Raw genomic sequence first — 18,713 nt, 5'->3', positions numbered from 1 at the left:
TGTGTGGCACGAAGAACGTGGATGGCCGGGACGAGCCCGGGCATGACGACCTCTCGATAGTTTGCGCGACCCAACGAAAGCCTCCTGATGGATTCTCTCAATCCCGACCATCCGCCGCCGACCGTCACGCCGGCGACGCCGCGCGTCTGGAAGTTCTGGGGCACGGCGCTGTGGGGCGTGTTCATTTTCGTCGCGATGTTCGTCGGACAGATCGGCGCCGTCGTCCTGGTGGCGGCGCAGCGCGGCCTGCCGATGGATCTCGCCTCGATCCAGGTCGTCGGCCGCGAGCCGCAGACGCTCGCGCTCTCGGTCATCATGGGCCTGCCGGCGACGCTTCTGGCGGTTTGGCTCGCCATCGCCATCAAGAAGGCCTCCTTCGTCGACTATCTCGCGCTGCACTGGCCGTCCTGGAAGCAGCTGCTGCTCGGCGCGGTCGGCCTCATCCTGCTGGTGCTGGTCTGGGAGACGATGTCGCGCGCGCTCGGCCGCGAGGCGACGCCGGGCTTCATGACCGATCTGCTGAAATCGGGCCGCGACAAGGGCGCGGCGCTGCTGCTGCTGTTCGCCTTCAGCGTGGCCGCGCCGATGTCCGAAGAGGTGTTGGCGCGCGGCTTTCTATTTCGCGGCTGGTCGGCGAGCTTCCTGGGCGTGCCGGGCGCGATCCTGCTGTCGTCGCTGGTGTGGACCATCGTCCACCTGCAATACGACCTCTACTTCCTCGCCGAGGTCCTCGCCATCGGCCTCTGGTTCGGCTACATGCGCTATCGTGCCAATTCGCTCTGGCTCACGATCGTGCTGCACGCGCTGAACAATCTGACCGCGGTGGTGTTGACGATGTGGCTGGGCGCTTGATCAGGCCGCCAGCGCGATCGCAACCGGCATCGTGATCGCCGCACAGATGGTCTGCAGCGTGATGATCTGCGCCAGCAACGGGGCGTCGCCACCCATCTGGCGGGCGAGGACATAGGCGCTTGAGGAGGTCGGAACGGCGGAGCAGATCGCAACGATCGCAAGGCTGTTGCCGGAAAGACCGAACCAGACGCCGAGCCCCAAGGCAAACGCAGGCATCAGCACCAGCTTGAGCGCGACGCCGATCGCAGCGCCGGCGCTGGGGCGCAACAGACCTTCCAGATGCAGCCCGGCGCCGGTGACGAGCAGGCCGATGGCGAGCGAGGAACTGCCGAGGGCGTCGGCAACCTCGTGCCATAGCCTCGGCAGCGGCAGGTGGCTGACATTGACGGAGAGGCCGATGATGCAGGCCCAGATCAGGGGATTGCGCACCAATGTCATGACGATGGCGCGGGCGGATTGCCTTTCCGGAGATGCATAGCGAGCGAGCACCGAGACGCTGAACACATTCACGAGCGGGATGATCGCCACCATCGCCACGGAGGCGAGCGCCAGCCCGACATCGCCGAACAAATTGGCGGCGATCGACAGCGCCACGAAGGTCTGCCAGCGCGTCGCGCCCTGGAAGATCGAGGTGAAGGCGGGGCCGTCGACGCCGAGCCGCGCCAGGGCGGGGCGCAGCGCGAGGCAGAGCAGCGACATCGCCAGCGCCGCTAATAGAAGCGCACCGCCGACGCCGGCCACCGGTACCTTGGAAAGGTCGGCCTTCACCAGGGTCTGGATCAGCAGCATCGGGAACAGCACGAAATAGGTCAGCCGCTCCAGCCCGTGCCATTGCGTGTCGAGCCGCATCAGGCTGCGCTTCAGCACGACGCCGAGCACGATGAGGATGAAGACCGGCAGCAGCGCCGCGATGACGACCGGCATGGGTCAACCGGTGCGGAGATTGGCGAGACGGTCGAGCGCGCCTTGCAGGATGAAGATGGCAGCGTGCTCGTCGATCACCTCGGCGCGCTTGGCGCGGCTGACGTCCATGCCGATCAGCTCGCGCTCGACCGCCGCGGTCGAGAGGCGCTCGTCCCACAGGCCGATGGGAAGCGCGGTCAGACCGGCGAGATTGCGGGCGAAGGCGCGGGTGGACTGCGCGCGCGGGCCCTCGCTGCCGTCCATGTTGATGGGCAGGCCGAGCACGAATCCGGTTGCTTTACGCTCCGCCGCGATCGCGAGCAGCCGGGCCGCGTCCCGCTTGAATTGCGTGCGCTGGACCGTCTCGACGCCGGTCGCCAGTCTCCGGTCCGGGTCGGACACGGCAACGCCGATGGTCTTGGTGCCCAAGTCGAGCCCGACCAGCGCGCCGCGCGCGGGCCAGTGGGTTGCAGCATCGACGAGAGGCAGGATAAGAGCCGGCATGCGAAGCGCATATCACGCGTCACGCCGCGGAGTGAACCCGAAACAATGGATGCGCTGACATTATTCGGCCTGTTCGCCGTCTCGGCGATGCTGGTCACTTACGCCCTGGAAGATCGCAGCCACTGGTTCGTGCTGCTGTTCGCCGCGTCCTGCGCGCTCGGCTCGGCCTATGGTTTTCTCCAGGGGGCCTGGCCGTTCGGCCTGGTCGAGGCGATCTGGGCCGTCGTGGCGCTGCGGCGGTGGCAGCTCAGGGCGTAGATCGTCCGACGGCCCCACGACCCGCGAAATTGCGACAGGCGGCCACATCCATCATTTGTGGCAAATCTCACACTGATCACGCCCAGACCATGGCATGATGCCTGTGGTTGCGTGCCAATGAATGTGCAGGTTTAGAGTGGTGCGGGGTATATGCCCGCGATTTTCCAGAACGATCGGCCGCGGCCCGCAATCCGACCGCGCTGCGACCTTGGCGCAAATTTTCTGGCGCCCCGACCGCGTCCCGTATTCGCCCAGTCATTTGAGAGGTCACGATGCTCATCAAGCCAAGCCTGATCGCGGGCTCAGAAAGGCGATTCAAGCAAGCCGAGTTCTCACCCGAAGCCTTGAACCGGAAATTGGGCGACGGTCCGATCGAGATGTCCGTCGAAAAGATGCGCGTGCGCCAGCGCCAGCTGCTCGCCGAGACCCAGGACATGGAGAAGGCCGAGATCGGCCTGGAGCGGATCATCCAGGGCAATGATCTCGACAGCATCAATTATCTCGCCAAGGGGACTGCCGCCTCGCGCTCGGTCTGCCGCATCCAGCTCAGGGATCTCAAGTCGAACCTGCTCGGCTATGGCTCGGGCTTTCTGATCGGGCCGGGCCTGCTGCTGACCAACAATCATGTCTTCGGCAAGCCGGCCGATGCGGCCAATTCGATCGGCGACTTCAACTACGAGCTCGACATTTCGGGACAAGAGCGCGCGCCGGTGCGGTTCGGATTCGAGCCGGGCAGATTCTTCTACACCAACGACAGGCTGGATTTTTCGGTGGTGGCGGTGGCGTCGACCTCGCTGTCCGGCGGCGAGGAACTCGAGGACTTCGGATGGCTGCCGCTCAGCGCCGCGCCCGGCAAGGCGGACCCCGGCGAGTACCTCACCATCATCCAGCATCCCAGCGGGCAGATGAAGCAGGTCTGCGTCCGCGAGAACAAGCTGCTCAAATATGTCGGCGACTTCCTCTGGTACAACACCGACACGACGGCGGGCTCGTCGGGCTCGCCGGCGTTCAACCGCTTCTGGCAGGTGGTCGCATTGCACCACAGCGGTGTTCCCCGGAAGAATGCGCAGGGTCATACTCTGACCAAGGACGGCAAGGTGTGGAAGCCGTCGATGGACGAATCCCTGATCGACTGGATCGCCAACGAAGGCATCCGCATCAGCGCGATCGTTGCCGATCTCAAGGTTGCCGTCGGCTCCCATCCACTGATCAAGCCGGTGTTGGACGAGGAGGAGCCGCCGGTCCGGCATGAGACTGCGAAGGTCCGGGCGCCGGCTGCCGCACCTGCCTTCGGCGCCAATGTCTGGGTCGAGCAGTCCCTCGATGGGACCTCGCTGGTGGTCCCGATCCGCGTGCCGTTGCCGATGTTCAAGAAGGACATCCCGTTCGCGCCGCTCGCACCCGCGACGGGACCTGCGGGAGGCAACGGAATGGCGCCGAACGGCGGCATGGCAAATGGCGGCGCGCCCTTGATCGCCCGGCCGGCCGGTTTGCTGCCGCACATCAGCGCGAACAACGGCCTGCCGATGGAAGCCGTGCATATCGATCAGAGCACGCTGAAATCGCGTCCCGGATACAAGGCGAATTTCCTCGGCACCGGCAAATTCTCGGTGCCCTTGCCGAAGATTCCTGCCTCTCTCAAATCCAGGATCGCGATGCTGAAGGGAAGCTCCAAGCAATCCGAGCTGAAATATTCCAACTACAGCGTGGTCATGAACAAGGATCGCCGGCTGGCTTTCTTCAGTTGCGTTAATATCGACGGCGGCAAGCAGCAGGACGTCGGCAAGCGCGAGGGCGATTCCTGGCTGCGCGACCCGCGCATCGACGACGATGCCCAGATCGGCGACGAGTTCTACCGCAAGCAAGCTACGTTCGAGGCGGATCGCAGCAAGAATCCTTTCGACCGCGGTCATCTCGTGCGCCGGCTGGATGCGACCTGGGGCGACACCGTCGCCGCGGCCAAGCAGCATGGTGACGATTCCTTCCATTTCACCAATTGCGCGCCGCAGTTCTTCTCGTTCAACCAGGGCAAGCAGCTCTGGGCGGGACTGGAGGACTATACGCGCGACGTCCTGCTCGAAGGCGAGGAGAAGGGCATCGTCATGAACGGCCCGGTGTTCGACGGGCCGGACGCCGACGGGTCCGATCTGCCCAATCCGGCGGGCCGGCCGCACAAGGATCCGAGCTTCGGCGGCGTCCAGATCCCGAAATATTTCTGGAAGATCCTGATCCGGCGCAACGAGGACGACGACGCGCTCAAGGCGGCGGCCTTCCTGATGAGCCAGCGAAAGCTGGTCATGGAGATCGACCGCATCCAGGAGATGGACCTGCGCGAGCGGATGTCGGAGGAGGACGTCAGCGTGTTTCAGGTCTCGATCGCGGACCTCGCGAAGCTGACCAAGCTCGATTTCGGCAATCTCGCTGATGCGGATTCGCACGAGGCGACCGCGGTCGGCCCGCGGCGGATCGAATCTTATGAGGATATCCGGCTCAAATAGGGGCCTTCTCGTACGGTGCGAAACGATGCGTAATCGGGTGAGGGCAGCGGTGCTCCGCAGAGACACCGCATGACCTCACCCGACGGTCTTCCGGACTCGCTCGGCGTCAGCGGATCGCGATCGGGTTGATCATCGCCTGCACGCCGCCGGTCCAGCGCGGCTGTCCCAGCACGAACAGGAATTCATAACCCTTGTCCCGGGCCAGCGCGGCCGTATCGAGGTTCTCCAGGATGTAGGTCCCGTTCATGGCGAGCAGGATCTGGTGCACCTCGAAGACGTTCTTCGATTCGAAGGGCAGGACCTCTACGCCCCAGGTGTCGGCGCCGACAGCGACCACACCCTTGCCAGTGAGGTATTTGGCGCCTTCGACGCCAAGGCCGGGTTCACCGGCCGAGTAGCGCTTGTCGTCCTTGCCGACCAGGCTGAGCCAGCCGGTGTGGAAGATGACGACGTCGCCCTGGCGGATCTCGACGTTCTGCTGCTTGGCGGCTTCCTCGATCTCCTTGACGTTGAAGGCGGTGCCTTCCTTCACCACGTCGGTCTTGAAATAGGCGGCCATGTCGAGCAGCACGCCGCGGGTGACCATCGGCGGCACCTTCTCGATGCCGAGCTTCTTCAGCCCGGTGGGATCGGCAAAGTCGGCGAGCTTGTTGCCATTGTAATAGACGTGCTCGACACCGAGATGTCCGAGGCCGTCGAGCTGGGTTCCGACGCCGACCCAGGTATTGAGGATGTCATCGTTATAGGTCGCCTTGTTCGGACCTAGGCCGCTGCTGCCGGCCTGTCCGGGCTGCACGATGGTGATCTTGTAGTCGCGCGGCGGGTAGGCCGGAGTCTTGGAGTCGACGGCCATGCCGAGCGCGTAGGTCTTGCCGGTCTTCACGAGCGATGCCGCTTTCACCACCAGCTCGGGCGTCATGTAGTTGGCGGCGCCGACCTCGTCGTTCGGCCCCCATTTCGATTTGGTCCAGTCCTGTGCGCTTGCAGTTCCTGAGATCGCCGACAATACGGCGACACAGCACAACACGAGCGTATTGCGCATCGATAGTCCTCCCGATGTTTTTTTGCCGATGTCCGGTTTCGTTATGGTTTTGCGCTGGCCAGTCAGTCATCCTAACGTAGAATGATCGCGGGCTTCAAAGCTTTTTGATGTGATGCGTTGCCGCGGAAGGCAACGTGGAATCCGCGACGGATTTGTGACGAATTTCGCGGAGTGGAACGCTCGCCTCAGGCGGCGATGACGTCGTGGTCCTTCTTCAGGCAGTCGGCAAAACCGCTCAGTGCGCTGGTTTGATGTCCGGCGCTGCGGTGGATGAACACTGTCTCGACGCGCGCATGCGCCGGGTTCAGCGCGTGGATCGTGATGCTGCCATTCATTGCGCTGCGCTCGACGACCGCGCGCGGCAGCAACGTCACGCCCATGTCGGCGGCGACGCAGCCGATCATGCCGTCGAGCGTGCCGAGCTCGAAGCGCGCGGCCGACGGCCAGCCGAACTCGACGAACACTTGTTCGAGTCGCTGGCGGTAGGTGCAGCCGGTGCGGAACACCAGCGCGGTCGGACCGGATTCCGGCGTGCCGGCGCGCAGCTCGGCAAGCGAAGCCCAGCGTCGCGCGCTCACGAGCACCAACTCTTCGCGGAACGCGCTCGTCACGATGAGGTCGGCATGCGCGATCGGGCCGGCGACGAAGGCGCCGTCGAGCGCGCCGTCGAGCACGGCTGCGACGAGGTCGGCGGTCGGCGCCGTGCGCAAGGAAAGCCGCACGGCGGGAAAGCGGCGGTGGAAATCGGCGAGCAGGGGCGGCAGCCGCACCGCCGCGGTCGTTTCCATCGAGCCGATCCCAAGCGGTCCCTTGGGCTCGCCATCGTCCCGCGCGGCCAATGCGGCCTCGCGCGAGAGCGCGGCCATCCGTTGCGCGTAAGGCAAGAGACGCTTGCCGGCGCCGGTCAGCGTCATGCCGCGGCTGTGGCGTTCGAACAGTGGCGTGCCGATCTCCGCCTCCAGCGCCTTCACGCGCTGAGTGACGTTGGACTGCACCGTGTTCAGCTCCTCGGCGGCGCGGGTGATGCCGCCGGTGCGGGCCACAGTGGCGAAGGTCTGGAGATCGCTGAGTTCCATGGCACGTTTCTCTTTTGAGATGGCAGCATTCTATAGAATTCAATTTTGAAGAATGTTATTTGCGCCTAGTCTTCCTGTCCAGAGAGGGAGGACCCATGCCGTTCGCCACGCCGCTGACGGAGCTCCTCGGGATCAGACATCCGATCCTGTCGGCTCCCATGGATACGATCGCAGGCAGTCGGCTGACCCGCGCGGTCAGCGAGGCCGGCGGATTCGGCATCCTGGGTGGCGGATACGGCGACGCCATCCGGCTTCGGACGGAAGCCGCAGAGCTGAAGGGCTTTGCACAGTTCGGCATCGGCTTCATCACCTGGAGCCTGGCGAAACAGCCCGACCTGCTCGACGTCGCGCTCGACGCCGGCCCGCAGGCCATCATGCTGTCGTTCGGCGATCCCGCGCCGTTTGCGCCGCGCATCAGGGAGCGTGGTGCGCGACTGATCTGCCAGGTGCAGAGCGAGGACATGGCCAGGCAGGCGCTCGATGCCGGCGCGGAGATCCTGGTCGCGCAGGGCACCGAAGCCGGCGGCCATGGCGCATCGCGCACCACCATCGACATCGTGCCTGCGATCGTCGACCTGGCGGCCGGACGTGTGCCGGTCGTCGCAGCCGGCGGGATCGCCGACGGCCGGGGCCTCGCGGCGATGATGATGCTGGGCGCATCCGGCGTGCTGATCGGCACACGTTTCTATGCGAGCGTGGAGGCCAACGGCGCGCAGGAGGCCAAGGAACGTATTCGCATGGCGACCAGCAACGACACGGTGCGCGGCGTCGTTCCCGACTGGTCGCGCAAACTGTTCTGGCCGGCTCCGTTCACGGCGCGAACACTGGTCAACGATCACATCAAGCGCTGGACCGGCCGCGAGGTGGAGCTGATGCAACGCGCGGGCGAGGTTGCCGAGGACTATGCTGCGGCGAAAGCCGCGGGCGATTTCGAAACCGCCGCCGTTTTCGCCGGCGAGGCGGCCGGGCTGATCCATGATATTCCACCCGCCGCCGAGATCGTCGCGCGGATCGCGATCGAGGCGAAGCAATTGCTGGAAGGAAATCGCAATTCGGTGACGGCGGGCTTCCCTTCTCCCCTTGCGGGAGAAGGTGGCGCGCAGCGCCGGATGAGGGGTTCTATCCGCGGAGAATAAAAGACAAATCTGAGAGGTCTGTATCCGCGGATGCAAACCCCTCACCCGTCTCGCCGCTATCGCGGCGATCCACCCTCTTCCACAAGGGGAGAGGGGGCAAGAGCGAATACGAGGCAAGAACCATGTGGCCTGACCGTCGACTGATCGACCTCTTCAAGACCGAATTTCCGATCGTGCTGGCGCCGATGGCCGGCGTGATGGACGCGGAGCTGGTGATTGCGGCGGCGCAGGGCGGCGCGCTCGGCTCGCTGCCGAGTGCGATGATCACGCCGGAGAAGGCGCGCGAGCAGGTTGCTCTGATCCGCCAGCGCGTCAAGGCGCCGGTCAACATGAACTTCTTCTGCCACACGCCGGTCGAGCTCACGGCGGAGGCCGAAACGCGCTGGAAGCAGCGGCTCGCGGGCTATTACGCCGAGCATGGTCTGGATCCCGCAGCGCCGATCGCGGCGGCGAACCGTGCACCGTTCGATGCCGCCTTCTGCGAGGTCGTGGAAGAGCTGAAGCCGGAAGTCGTCAGCTTCCATTTCGGCCTGCCTGAGCAGGCGCTGCTCGAGCGGGTGAAGGCTGCCGGCTGCCTCGTCATCTCGTCGGCGACGACGGTGAAGGAGGCGGTCTGGCTCGAACGGCGCGGCGTCGATGCCGTGATCGCGCAAGGTGCGGAGGCGGGCGGCCATCGCGGCATGTTCCTGACCGGCAAGATCGCCGAGCAGCCTGGCACTTTTGCGCTCGTGCCGCAGGTCGTCGATGCCGTGAAGGTACCGGTGATCGCGGCCGGCGGCATTGCCGACGGGCGCGGCATCGCCGCGGCCTTTGCGCTCGGTGCCTCTGGGGTGCAGATCGGCAGCGCCTATCTCCGCTGTCCGGAATCGAAGGTCAGCGCGGGCGGCCGCAAGGCGCTTGCCGAGGCGGGCGATGAGTCCACCGTCATCACCAATGTGATGACCGGCCGGCCGGCGCGCGGGGTCCAGAACCGGCTGATGCGTGAGGCTGGCCCGGTGTCGCCGGATGCGCCGCCGTTTCCCCATGCCGCGACCGCGCTTGGGCCGCTGAAGGCGGCTGCCGAAAAGCAGGGCAGGGTGGATTTTACCAACCTCTGGGCGGGACAGGCGATTGCCCTCGGCCGCGAGGTCCCGGCCGCCGAATTGACCCGGGATCTCGCCAAATCGGCGCTGGCGCGCCTGAAAGCGCTGGCCGGATAGGTGGGAAGCGCCGGTTGCGGCGCAAAAGCGGCCTCTGCTATACGGCACTCAGGTTTTACCGTGGTGGGTTTTGCCGTGAGAGGCCTTATATAATGTCCGTCGACGCCGCTACCGTCCGCCGCATCGCACATCTGGCGCGCATTGCGGTTTCCGAGGACGAGGTTCCGCATCTTCAGGGCGAGCTCAACGCCATGCTCGCCTTCGTCGAGCAGCTCTCGGAGGTCAATGTCGAGGGCGTGGAGCCGATGACCTCGGTCACCCCGATGCAGATGAAGAAGCGGCAGGACGTGGTCGATGACGGCGGCATCGCCGACGATATTGTCGCCAACGCGCCCGCGACCGAGGGGCACTTCTTCCTCGTGCCGAAGGTCGTGGAGTGAGTCTCCTATCCAGGACGTGGTCCGATGTGTCTGCTTTGCGACGATGAGAAGGCCTATCAGGCCTACATGAACTACCTCGACAAGATGGAGCGGCAGGGCAAGGCCGCCGATCCCAATGTCGCCGTCAATGCCGTGCTCGACGAGCTCGAGGCCGCCGCGAATGCCGCAGCCAAGAAAAACGTCATGCAAGACGACCCGGCCAACGACAAGACCCTGTCTCCGTTCTTCTGCAGCCCGATCAATAAATGACCGATTTGACATCGCTGACGCTCGCCGAGGCCCGCAAGGGTCTCGCCGACAAGACTTTCACGTCGCTCGAGCTGACCGACGCGCATCTTTCCGCGATCGAAGCCGCGCGCGTGCTCAACGCCTTCGTGATGGAGACGCCGGACCAGGCGCGCAGCATGGCGAAGGCCGCGGACGAGAAGATCGCCAAGGGCGACGTCGGCCCGCTCGCCGGCATTCCGCTCGGCATCAAGGATCTGTTCGCCACCAAGGGCGTGCGCACCACGGCGTGCTCGAAGATCCTCGGCAATTTCGTGCCGACCTATGAATCGACCGTGACCTCGCAGCTGTGGCGCGACGGCGCCGTGATGCTCGGCAAGCTCAACAACGACGAGTTCGCGATGGGCTCGGCCAACGAGACCTCGTGCTTCGGCCCGGTCGGCAATCCCTGGCGGCGCGAGGGCAGCAACACGACGCTGGTGCCGGGCGGCTCGTCCGGCGGCTCGGCCTCGGCCGTGGCGGCGCTGCTGTGCATGGGCGCGACCGCGACCGACACCGGCGGCTCGATCCGCCAGCCGGCGGCCTTCACCGCGACCGTCGGCATCAAGCCGACCTATGGCCGCTGCTCGCGCTGGGGCATCGTCGCCTTTGCCTCCTCGCTCGACCAGGCCGGCCCGATCGCGCGCAGCGTGCGCGATGCGGCGATGCTGCTGCGCTCGATGGCCGGGCACGATCCGAAGGACACCACCTCGGTCGATATCGCGGTGCCGGATTACGAGGCTGCGATCGGCAAGTCCGTGAAGGGCATGAGGATCGGCATCCCCAAGGAATATCGTCTCGACGGCATGCCGGCCGAGATCGAGAAACTCTGGGAAGAGGGTGCGGCCTGGCTGAAGGCGGCGGGCGCCGAGCTGGTCGAGGTGTCGCTGCCGCACACCAAGTACGCGCTGCCGGCCTATTACATCGTGGCGCCGGCGGAAGCATCCTCCAATCTCGCGCGCTATGACGGCGTCCGCTACGGCCTGCGCGAGCAGGGCAAGAACGTCATCGAGCTCTACGAGAATACCCGCGCGGAAGGGTTTGGCGCGGAAGTGCGGCGCCGCGTCATGATCGGCACCTACGTGCTCTCGGCCGGCTATTACGACGCCTATTATCTGCGCGCGCAGAAGGTGCGCACGCTGATCAAGAAGGATTTCGAGGATTGCTTCGCGAGGGGCGTCGACGCGATCCTCACCCCCGCAACGCCGTCGGCCGCCTTCGGCATCGGCGAGAAGGGCGGCGCCGATCCGGTCGAGATGTATCTCAACGACATCTTCACGGTGACCGTGAACATGGCGGGCCTGCCCGGCATCGCCGTGCCCGCCGGCAAGGACGCGCAAGGCCTGCCGCTCGGCCTGCAGCTGATCGGCCGTCCCTTCGACGAGGAGACGCTGTTCTCGCTCGGCGAGGTGATCGAGCAGGCCGCCGGCCGCTTCACACCGACGAGGTGGTGGTGAATGTCGCCGATTTCATCGCGAGCCTCGACGGCGCGGCGCCTGCGCCGGATCTGAACGCGCCGCTCAGAGGCCTCTGGTGGGCCGCCAAGGGCGACTGGGACCGCGCACACCAGATCGTTCAGGACGACAGCGGCCGCGACGCCGCCTGGGTGCACGCTTATCTGCACCGCGTCGAAGGCGATCTCGGCAATGCCGGCTACTGGTACCGCCAGGCTGGCCAGCCGGCGGCAAAGGATTCATTGGAAGCGGAGTGGGAGCGGATGGTTTCCGCGCTGCTCGGGGATGGAAAAGCATGAACGCGTCAGTCAGACAGGGAAAACTGATCAAGGGCCAGACCGGCGACTGGGAAGTCGTGATCGGCATGGAGGTGCATGCCCAGGTCACCTCGCAGTCGAAACTGTTCTCCGGGGCCTCGACCGAGTTCGGCGGCGAGCCCAACAGCCATGTCTCACTGGTCGATGCGGCGATGCCGGGCATGCTGCCCGTGATCAACGAGGAGTGCGTCAGGCAGGCTGTCCGAACCGGGCTCGGCCTCAACGCCGCGATCAATCTGCGCTCGGTGTTCGACCGCAAGAACTATTTCTATCCGGACTCGCCGCAGGGCTACCAGATCAGCCAGTACAAGTCGCCGATCGTCGGCGAGGGCGAGGTCGTCGTTGAACTGGACGGCGGCAAGGTCGCTACGATTGGTATCGAGCGGCTGCATCTGGAGCAGGATGCCGGCAAATTGCTGCACGACCAGTCGCCGACCATGTCCTATGTCGACCTCAACCGCTGCGGCGTGGCGTTGATGGAGATCGTCTCCAAGCCTGACATCCGCGATGCCGAGCAGGCCAAGGCCTACGTGACCAAGCTGCGCTCGATCCTGCGCTATCTCGGTACCTGCGACGGCGACATGGAGAAGGGATCCTTGCGCGCCGACGTCAACGTCTCGGTGCGAAAGCCGGGCGGGCCGCTCGGCACCCGCTGCGAGATCAAGAACATGAACTCGATCACCTTCATCGGCCAGGCGATCGAGTATGAGGCGCGGCGCCAGATCGAGATCCTGGAGGAGGGCGGCCAGATCGATCAGGAGACGCGGCTCTACGATCCCAACAAGGGCGAGACGCGCTCGATGCGCTCCAAGGAAGAGGCGCATGACTACCGCTACTTCCCCGATCCCGACCTGCTGCCGCTGGAGTTCTCGCAGGGCTATGTCGATGAGCTGAAGGCTGAGCTGCCCGAGCTGCCGGACCAGAAGAAGATGCGGTTCGTCGCCGACTTCGGCCTGTCGGCCTATGATGCGAGCGTGCTCGTTGCCGAGCGCGAGAGCGCAGTGTTCTACGAGACCGTGCTGGACAAGCTCGGCAACCGTGCGCGCGACGGCAAGATGGCGGCGAACTGGGTGATCAATGAGCTGTTCGGCCGTCTCAACAAGGAAAGCCGGGATATTACGGGCTCTCCGGTGAGCGCCGAGCAGCTGGCCGCGATCGTCGATCTGATCGGCGAGGGCACGATCTCCGGCAAGATCGCCAAGGATCTGTTCGAGATCGTCTGGCAGGAAGGCGGCGATCCCCGCGCACTGGTCGAAAGCCGCGGCATGAAGCAGGTCACCGACCTCTCGGCGATCGAAAAGGTTGTCGACGACATCATCGCCGCCAATCCGGACAAGGCCGCGCAGGTCAAGGACAAGCCGCAGTCGCTCGGCTGGTTCGTCGGTCAGGTGATGAAGGCATCCGGCGGCAAGGCCAACCCGCAGAGCGTCAACGACCTGCTCAAGTCCAAGCTCGGCGTCTGACGCCCGCGCGTTCGAACGAGGTGACGGACAAGTCTCGTCACCTCGCTTTCGTTCCTCGATGCGACGTTCGCACGCATCCTCGGCGGCTCACTTCATCCCGATCGGCGGCGACGTGACGAGCGAATCGCCGTGACGCGATTCGCGCAAAACGGCGTCTCGCGCACGCTTCGACGAGCGCTCGCGCCGTTAATCATGAAAATATTTTCGTTGCCAAAATTCGCGACTCAGAGTCCGCGAAGCGCCTTCGCGAGGTGATCGCGGGATTGCCGACGTCCGTCATCGCGACGATGGCGTGCGATGCGCGCGTGCAGGAAAATACTTGCTGCGTAGTGTTTTTCTGCAATCGCATGTGCTGCGAACATCGATGTTGCGAGCACTCCCTGCGGTCGATCGCATGCATCGGGCAGTGCGCTTGCATCGCGCTCGCCAAGCGCACGCGCGTTGTGTCGTCAACACTTCTTTAAGCGAGACGCTGTTTTTTTCTTTGTGTTGGTGTATTCGGGATGAAGTGCATTCGATCCCCGAGTGCACGCAGCGATTAAAGCCATCTCACACATCGGAGGGCAACATGGCCAAGAAAGCGAAGAAGGCGAAGAAGGCGAAGAGCGCAGTGAAGAAGACTGCGAAGAAGACCCGCAAGGTCGCCAAGAAGAAGAAGTAACTTCGACTTCTGAAGTTGCCGGCTCCTAGCCGGCACGTCATCAGCGCCTCCTCGAGGTTCTGATCGACGATAGAGGGTGTCGGCGAGACATCAGGTCAACGGTCGGATCGTTCGCTTTGACGGTCCGGCAGAAGAAACGAGTTTTCTTCGTTCGGTGCGGTTCTCCGGAATGGGGCTCCGCAATTTCACAGGCGGCCTTCGGGTCAACGTGAAATCTGGTCCTGACGTGTTCGCCGACGCCCTCGTTCTCCTGAGGCCGGGGTATTGCCGGCATTCCCATTTCCCGACATTGCTGATCCGATACGCGACGTGGCCGCGCCGGCTTCGACCGAACTGTGGCTTGTGGCACGCCCGGGCCGCGACTTGATTCCCGCTATTCGCATGCCGCCCGCTTCTCCGTTCCGGCAGCGATTGAATCGATGAGTTGCAGAGTACTGGATTCCCGCCTGCGCGGGGAATGACAGCACGGCGCGCGGCCACGGTGATCCACGCTTCACATTCTGACCACAGGACGCGCACCAGCGCGCGCGATGGTTATCGATCCCCCAAAATCCTGCGGTAAACAAAGTCTGACGAATCGCAGAAGTGCCTGCAAATCAGGAGCTTTTTGAATCTGCACGCGGGGCGCCGCGCGGGCGCGTTTACGTCTGCTTCATCGCGATACTTAAACTGCCATTCAAATTTGCCCGCCATCATCGCCTCCAACAAGCCGGCAAACGGCAATGGGCAACAAGCCTTTTGGCAGCGAGCCTTTTGGCAACAAGCCCTGGGGATGAGTTGAACGATGCACGATCCCGGGAAGGGTCATGCACATCAGAGTTGGACGGGAGCCGCGCTCGGGGGAACGAGGCGGCATAAGAACAAAGGGGATGCGTTATGTTTCAGGGTACCTTCGATATGGAGACGGCAACGCCGATCGACGCGAGCGCGCTGTCGGACGTGCTGTTCGAGCGCGGCATCTATTGGGCGAGCGGCCGCTCCGGCCTCGTCGATCTCGTCGCCGCGCATAAATGGTTCAATCTTGCCGCGCTGAAGGGCCGCAAGGACGCCGTGGCGCTGCGCCAGGAGATTGCCGGGCAGATGTCGGATGCCGAGATCGCCGCCGCACAGCGCGATGCGCGGGCATGGGTTTCCGCCCATTGAATTGAGAATCGCATCCACACCCGTGTTCGCACGGGTGGGCCTGGTTGCGCTGAACAAGTTTTTCCGGTGTGCCGCCCCATAAGACCCGAGCGGCATGAGCGAGCCCGACACGAATGGACCATGGCTGCCGATTCAAATCGCGCCCGACGAGTGCGATCTGGAACTCGGACGTCCGCACAAGACGGGGATTCTGCCCTGGTGGTTCCCCTGCCGGTGCCGGCGCGGCGTCTGGTTCAACGGCTGGGCCGATGAAGCCGTGGTGATTTCGCCCTCGCATTGGCGGATCTGGCGGTTCCACCGCTAGACGCGGACGTACACATATAAAGTCAGTGCGAATCGGGATGAATGCAGCCGCGCCGATCCTTGCCCAGGCTCTCGCACCGTTCTCACGGTCGCTTTCAGGTGAAAGAACGCACAGACCTTGATTGATTCTGCCGCTGGGTGGCGGAGAGGGAGGGATTCGAACCCTCGATACAGCTTGAGACCGTATGACGCTTTAGCAAAGCGTTGCCTTCAGCCACTCGGCCACCTCTCCGGTGCGAGCCTTATGCATCTAATTGCTTGGGCCGGTCAATTTGGAAGCGTGTGTTTTCGCTCGAATATTCCCAGCGATCTTGGAAACGGGCGGTTTGCTGTCAGGCGCCATCTCAAGAAAGCCCTCTATATAGAGGCGTGGCTGGATTCCCGAGCGGTGGTCGGGGTGGGGCAGGTCCGTCGATGTGTCGCGTTTCCGGCCTTTGAGTCTCGGTCCGATTCTACGATTCGCGCCTCCATCTGAGCTGCATCGCGCAGGGCCCAGTCTCCGCCGCCCCAGGTGAGGAGTTTTGGTGGCAAATGGAACCGCTTCAAAAATGCCATTAAAAACAATATGTTACGAAGTCGCTCTGATCACATCTGCGTGTTATTTGTGCAACACCCGACGGAAAACCAGCTCCATGGGCCGGTTTGGAAGCGTTCTGTTGTTGTGTGTGCAAGGACGTTCGGTAATTGTGACTGAGCGACGGAGGGGGGCATCCCGAGGTCGTCCCGTTTAGGTCATTCGCTTAAGTCCCTCGCGTTCATGCGGGTGTGTCCGAAGGCGCGAAGGGGGCCAAAGCGGTGATTTAGAGGGGGTTGGGGAATTGGCCGTCCGGTCAGTAACCTTCCCTGAAGAGCAACTTGGAGGTTTAACATGAAGTTGGTTAAGAGCCTTTTGCTCGGCTCAGCGGCGGGTCTGATCGCCGTGGGCGGAGCTCAAGCAGCCGATCTGCCGGTCAAGGCCAAGGCGGTCGAATACGTGCGGATCTGCTCGCTGTACGGAGCCGGTTTCTACTACATCCCGGGCACCGACACCTGCATCAAGCTGGGTGGCTACGTGCGCGCTGACGCGCTCGCGAACACCAACGGCGACTACAGCATCGGCCAGGGCGCTCCGGCTGGTGCCAAGAACCGCCTGAGCGGTTACTACACGACCCGCGCTCGTATGGACTTCACCGTCGATACGCGTACGGCGACCGAATACGGTGTGGTTCGCACCTACGCCGACATGGTGTTCTCCTACGACACCCCGTCCGTCACCGGCTCCGGCGGCGGCACCACCGCTCCGACCGGCGCGGCCTCGCTCGGCCTCTACCACGCGTTCATCCAGTTCGCTGGTTTCACCTTCGGCCGCACCGTCTCGATCTTCGACGCTCCGTGGCAGAGCTATCCGGCTGGTGGTCCCGACTTCCTCCCGGGCGGCACCAACTGGGTCACCGGTATCAACCAGATCGCCTACACGGCTGACTTCGGCCAGGGCATCACCGGTTCGGTCGCGTTGCAGGATCAGTCGACGGGTGCCAATGGCCAGTCGAACCTCTGGAACGCCTCGGCCTTCGCTGCTGCCGGTTCGGTTAGCAGCACGGGCGTCGTGACTGTGACCCCTGCTTCGGCCGCTGCGGCTGCGGCCATGATCCAGGGCCAGTACGGTGTGTCGGACTGGGGTGGCACGCGCGTGCCCGATATCGTCGGTCAGGTTCGTGTTGACCAGGCCTGGGGCCTGTTCCAGCTGTCGGCCGTCGCCCATAACATTCACTCGGGCTACTATGGCTCGACTGAAGTGACCAACCATCCCGACGACAAGTGGGGCTGGGCTGTTGCGGGCGCCTTGTCGATCAAGAACATCCCGACCGGTGCGGGTGACACGATCAACTTGCAGGCGGTCTACACCGACGGTGCTTCGCACTACAACTTCCAGAGCCTGTTCCCGCAGACCATGTTCATGTACGGCGGTAGCGGCATTGCGTACCAGAGCCTTGCCTTCGCTGGTATCGCTGACGGTATCTACGGCACCATTGGTGGCGTCGGCACCGGGATCGACACTGTCAAGACCTGGGGCTTCCGCGGTGGTTATACCCACAACTGGGCACCGGGTTGGGCTTCGGGCCTCTACGGCGCCTATGCCTCGCTTCGCTACGGCGACACGGGCAAGACTCTGATCTGCGCGAACTTCGCTGCCGGTCTGGCTCCGTCGGCTGGTGCTACCTGTAACCCCGACTTCAACCTCGCGGTCATCGGCGGCAACTTGGTCTGGACCCCCGTCAAGGGCCTCTCGTTCACGACGGACGTGAGCTACGTCTGGCTCGACCAGAAGTACTCGGGCACGATCGCAGCTCCGGCGAACTCCGCGGTTGCGAAGCCTGCAGCTACCTACGAACTGAAGGACCAGGGTAACCTGCAGGTCCTGTTCCGCGCTCAGCGCAACTTCTAAGATCAATCTTCCGATTGATCGGAAAACCCCGGCAGGAAACTGCCGGGGTTTTTATTTGCGGGCAGTGCACCGATTACCTAAATGGTGGATTGCGCGATAGCGCGATGTTGCTCGAGAGCCGGCACAAGGAGCTTCCGACCATGAACATTTCGACGATCTGGAGACGGATGCTGAGCGTGCTCGCCGCGACATCGATGGTTGCTGTGGTCACGCCGGTATTCGCGCCGGCCGCTGCCGCACCCGTGGACTCGAACTACCCCGTATGCCTCCAGCAATGGGAGTGGGGCGGCAGCAGCAGGATCTACTGTAGCTACCGGACCTGGGAGGAGTGCAAGGCTTCCGCGCTGGGATTGCCGGCGATGTGCCTGACCAATCCCTATAGGTCCCCGCCGACGTCAGCCCGCCCATCTCACCGCCGATCCGCCCCCGACAGAATGTGGTAGCGATCGGATCCTAAGGTCGGGGGCGGGTCTGAGCGTGCCTGCGCACTCTCAGGAGAGCGCGGTCAGACGACTATCTTGCACCTCTCCCCTCCCGGAAGGCATAGGTGGGGTTCAGCCCGCAGGCATCGATCGTGCCTGACGCGGTCGCCATGCACTGGGCGTAAGTGGAGAACTGGCAGTTGCCGGGATAGCCCCAACGCCGCCCCTGCAGGCAATAGCGATCCTGAATGGCCTCCGCCTGCCGGGGTTGCTGGCGGTTCTTGCCGTAAGCAGTCGAGCTACCGCCGGGAAGAGCGGACAAGAACACGGCCGCGATCGCGAATGCACCGACTATGCGCAACATGACACGTCTCCAGGTTTGTAGAGCCTACCAACCGATGGGTGGCAATGCC

General features: G+C 64.0%; 19 protein-coding genes and 1 tRNA gene. 14 read left to right on the top strand and 6 right to left on the bottom strand.

The window, feature by feature from the left end; translation table 11 throughout:
- The first annotated feature begins 87 nt into the window (after positions 1-87).
- Entirely contained in the window at positions 88-852 is a 765-nt protein-coding gene (locus DCM79_RS12805; protein ID WP_257180136.1) for a CPBP family intramembrane glutamic endopeptidase, read from the top strand.
- Here the strand turns inward: DCM79_RS12805 and DCM79_RS12800 are convergent, their stop codons facing one another.
- Entirely contained in the window at positions 853-1,776 is a 924-nt protein-coding gene (locus DCM79_RS12800; protein ID WP_257180135.1) for an AEC family transporter, read from the bottom strand. It abuts the gene before it with no gap.
- Between the two features lie 3 nt (positions 1,777-1,779).
- Positions 1,780-2,259, bottom strand: coding sequence for a Holliday junction resolvase RuvX (gene ruvX / locus DCM79_RS12795; RefSeq protein WP_135163671.1), 480 nt, complete (start codon positions 2,257-2,259; stop codon positions 1,780-1,782).
- A 45-nt stretch (positions 2,260-2,304) separates the two neighbouring features.
- Here ruvX and DCM79_RS12790 point away from each other — a divergent pair, with 45 nt between their 5' ends.
- Together DCM79_RS12790 and DCM79_RS12785 are read left to right on the top strand one after the other, a co-directional pair.
- Positions 2,305-2,517 (top strand): hypothetical protein, encoded by a 213-nt coding sequence (locus DCM79_RS12790; RefSeq protein WP_257180134.1) that lies wholly within the window; start codon positions 2,305-2,307, stop codon positions 2,515-2,517.
- 377 nt (positions 2,518-2,894) lie between these two features.
- On the top strand, positions 2,895-5,015 hold the full coding sequence (locus tag DCM79_RS12785; protein WP_257180133.1) for a DNA/RNA non-specific endonuclease: 2,121 nt from the start codon (positions 2,895-2,897) through the stop codon (positions 5,013-5,015).
- 106 nt (positions 5,016-5,121) lie between these two features.
- Here the strand turns inward: DCM79_RS12785 and DCM79_RS12780 are convergent, their stop codons facing one another.
- Both DCM79_RS12780 and DCM79_RS12775 read right to left on the bottom strand, forming a co-directional pair.
- On the bottom strand, positions 5,122-6,057 hold the full coding sequence (locus DCM79_RS12780; RefSeq protein WP_257180132.1) for a cyclase family protein: 936 nt from the start codon (positions 6,055-6,057) through the stop codon (positions 5,122-5,124).
- Positions 6,058-6,242: 185 nt separating this feature from the next.
- Positions 6,243-7,133 carry a LysR family transcriptional regulator gene (locus DCM79_RS12775; protein WP_257180131.1) on the bottom strand — a complete coding sequence of 297 codons (891 nt, stop codon included), beginning with the start codon at positions 7,131-7,133 and terminating at the stop codon, positions 6,243-6,245.
- 95 nt (positions 7,134-7,228) lie between these two features.
- On the opposite strand from DCM79_RS12775, the gene DCM79_RS12770 reads away from it, so the two are divergent.
- From DCM79_RS12770 to DCM79_RS12730, 9 genes are all read left to right on the top strand, one after another.
- Positions 7,229-8,269, top strand: coding sequence for a nitronate monooxygenase family protein (locus tag DCM79_RS12770; protein WP_257180753.1), 1,041 nt, complete (start codon positions 7,229-7,231; stop codon positions 8,267-8,269).
- A gap of 122 nt (positions 8,270-8,391) precedes the next feature.
- Entirely contained in the window at positions 8,392-9,468 is a 1,077-nt protein-coding gene (locus tag DCM79_RS12765) for a nitronate monooxygenase family protein (RefSeq protein ID WP_257180130.1), read from the top strand.
- Between the two features lie 92 nt (positions 9,469-9,560).
- Positions 9,561-9,848: an Asp-tRNA(Asn)/Glu-tRNA(Gln) amidotransferase subunit GatC gene (gatC, locus tag DCM79_RS12760; RefSeq protein WP_025036738.1), complete on the top strand. Its 288-nt coding sequence runs from the start codon at positions 9,561-9,563 to the stop codon at positions 9,846-9,848.
- A 24-nt stretch (positions 9,849-9,872) separates the two neighbouring features.
- Positions 9,873-10,097 carry a hypothetical protein gene (locus DCM79_RS12755; protein WP_028135943.1) on the top strand — a complete coding sequence of 75 codons (225 nt, stop codon included), beginning with the start codon at positions 9,873-9,875 and terminating at the stop codon, positions 10,095-10,097.
- A complete protein-coding gene (gene gatA, locus DCM79_RS12750) occupies positions 10,094-11,569 on the top strand; it encodes an Asp-tRNA(Asn)/Glu-tRNA(Gln) amidotransferase subunit GatA (protein ID WP_257180129.1) in 1,476 nt (491 codons plus the stop codon). Before DCM79_RS12755 ends, gatA begins: the two co-directional genes overlap by 4 nt.
- The gene (locus DCM79_RS12745) at positions 11,560-11,865 is read left to right on the top strand and encodes a hypothetical protein (protein WP_257180128.1); all 306 of its coding nucleotides are present in this window, start codon (positions 11,560-11,562) and stop codon (positions 11,863-11,865) included. Before gatA ends, DCM79_RS12745 begins: the two co-directional genes overlap by 10 nt.
- Complete coding sequence (gene gatB, locus DCM79_RS12740) at positions 11,862-13,346, top strand: Asp-tRNA(Asn)/Glu-tRNA(Gln) amidotransferase subunit GatB (RefSeq protein WP_028135946.1); 1,485 nt, start codon at positions 11,862-11,864, stop codon at positions 13,344-13,346. The genes DCM79_RS12745 and gatB overlap by 4 nt, the downstream gene beginning before the upstream one ends.
- A 1,537-nt stretch (positions 13,347-14,883) precedes the next feature.
- Positions 14,884-15,150, top strand: a complete 267-nt coding sequence (locus DCM79_RS12735; protein ID WP_257180127.1) for a hypothetical protein — start codon at positions 14,884-14,886, stop codon at positions 15,148-15,150.
- Between the two features lie 94 nt (positions 15,151-15,244).
- Complete coding sequence (locus DCM79_RS12730) at positions 15,245-15,454, top strand: hypothetical protein (protein WP_257180126.1); 210 nt, start codon at positions 15,245-15,247, stop codon at positions 15,452-15,454.
- Between the two features lie 138 nt (positions 15,455-15,592).
- On the opposite strand, the gene DCM79_RS12725 is transcribed toward DCM79_RS12730, so the two are convergent.
- Positions 15,593-15,685 (bottom strand) — tRNA-Ser (locus tag DCM79_RS12725).
- Between the two features lie 636 nt (positions 15,686-16,321).
- Here DCM79_RS12725 and DCM79_RS12720 point away from each other — a divergent pair.
- Together DCM79_RS12720 and DCM79_RS12715 are read left to right on the top strand one after the other, a co-directional pair.
- Positions 16,322-17,878: a porin gene (locus tag DCM79_RS12720; RefSeq protein ID WP_257180125.1), complete on the top strand. Its 1,557-nt coding sequence runs from the start codon at positions 16,322-16,324 to the stop codon at positions 17,876-17,878.
- 104 nt (positions 17,879-17,982) lie between these two features.
- A complete protein-coding gene (locus DCM79_RS12715; protein ID WP_306556661.1) occupies positions 17,983-18,321 on the top strand; it encodes a DUF3551 domain-containing protein in 339 nt (112 codons plus the stop codon).
- 70 nt (positions 18,322-18,391) lie between these two features.
- Here the strand turns inward: DCM79_RS12715 and DCM79_RS12710 are convergent, their stop codons facing one another.
- Positions 18,392-18,664 carry a DUF3551 domain-containing protein gene (locus tag DCM79_RS12710; protein WP_257180124.1) on the bottom strand — a complete coding sequence of 91 codons (273 nt, stop codon included), beginning with the start codon at positions 18,662-18,664 and terminating at the stop codon, positions 18,392-18,394.
- Positions 18,665-18,713 lie beyond the last annotated feature (49 nt).

Origin of the sequence: Bradyrhizobium sp. WBOS07 (genome assembly GCF_024585165.1) — a bacterium.
In the GTDB taxonomy this organism is placed as follows: Bacteria; Pseudomonadota; Alphaproteobacteria; order Rhizobiales; family Xanthobacteraceae; genus Bradyrhizobium; species Bradyrhizobium japonicum_B.
This window is presented reverse-complemented; position numbering and strand designations above follow the sequence as displayed.

Coding starts and splice junctions, on each gene's coding strand:
- ruvX (WP_135163671.1), bottom strand. CDS start 2,259: ATGCCGGCTCTTATCCTGCCTCTCGTCGATGCTGCAACCCACTGGCCC.
- gatB (WP_028135946.1), top strand. CDS start 11,862: ATGAACGCGTCAGTCAGACAGGGAAAACTGATCAAGGGCCAGACCGGC.
- DCM79_RS12735 (WP_257180127.1), top strand. CDS start 14,884: ATGTTTCAGGGTACCTTCGATATGGAGACGGCAACGCCGATCGACGCG.
- DCM79_RS12805 (WP_257180136.1), top strand. CDS start 88: ATGGATTCTCTCAATCCCGACCATCCGCCGCCGACCGTCACGCCGGCG.
- DCM79_RS12730 (WP_257180126.1), top strand. CDS start 15,245: ATGAGCGAGCCCGACACGAATGGACCATGGCTGCCGATTCAAATCGCG.
- gatA (WP_257180129.1), top strand. CDS start 10,094: ATGACCGATTTGACATCGCTGACGCTCGCCGAGGCCCGCAAGGGTCTC.
- DCM79_RS12755 (WP_028135943.1), top strand. CDS start 9,873: ATGTGTCTGCTTTGCGACGATGAGAAGGCCTATCAGGCCTACATGAAC.
- DCM79_RS12780 (WP_257180132.1), bottom strand. CDS start 6,057: ATGCGCAATACGCTCGTGTTGTGCTGTGTCGCCGTATTGTCGGCGATC.
- DCM79_RS12765 (WP_257180130.1), top strand. CDS start 8,392: ATGTGGCCTGACCGTCGACTGATCGACCTCTTCAAGACCGAATTTCCG.
- DCM79_RS12720 (WP_257180125.1), top strand. CDS start 16,322: ATGAAGTTGGTTAAGAGCCTTTTGCTCGGCTCAGCGGCGGGTCTGATC.
- DCM79_RS12790 (WP_257180134.1), top strand. CDS start 2,305: ATGGATGCGCTGACATTATTCGGCCTGTTCGCCGTCTCGGCGATGCTG.
- DCM79_RS12800 (WP_257180135.1), bottom strand. CDS start 1,776: ATGCCGGTCGTCATCGCGGCGCTGCTGCCGGTCTTCATCCTCATCGTG.
- DCM79_RS12715 (WP_306556661.1), top strand. CDS start 17,983: ATGTTGCTCGAGAGCCGGCACAAGGAGCTTCCGACCATGAACATTTCG.
- DCM79_RS12710 (WP_257180124.1), bottom strand. CDS start 18,664: ATGTTGCGCATAGTCGGTGCATTCGCGATCGCGGCCGTGTTCTTGTCC.
- gatC (WP_025036738.1), top strand. CDS start 9,561: ATGTCCGTCGACGCCGCTACCGTCCGCCGCATCGCACATCTGGCGCGC.
- DCM79_RS12785 (WP_257180133.1), top strand. CDS start 2,895: ATGTCCGTCGAAAAGATGCGCGTGCGCCAGCGCCAGCTGCTCGCCGAG.
- DCM79_RS12775 (WP_257180131.1), bottom strand. CDS start 7,133: ATGGAACTCAGCGATCTCCAGACCTTCGCCACTGTGGCCCGCACCGGC.
- DCM79_RS12770 (WP_257180753.1), top strand. CDS start 7,229: ATGCCGTTCGCCACGCCGCTGACGGAGCTCCTCGGGATCAGACATCCG.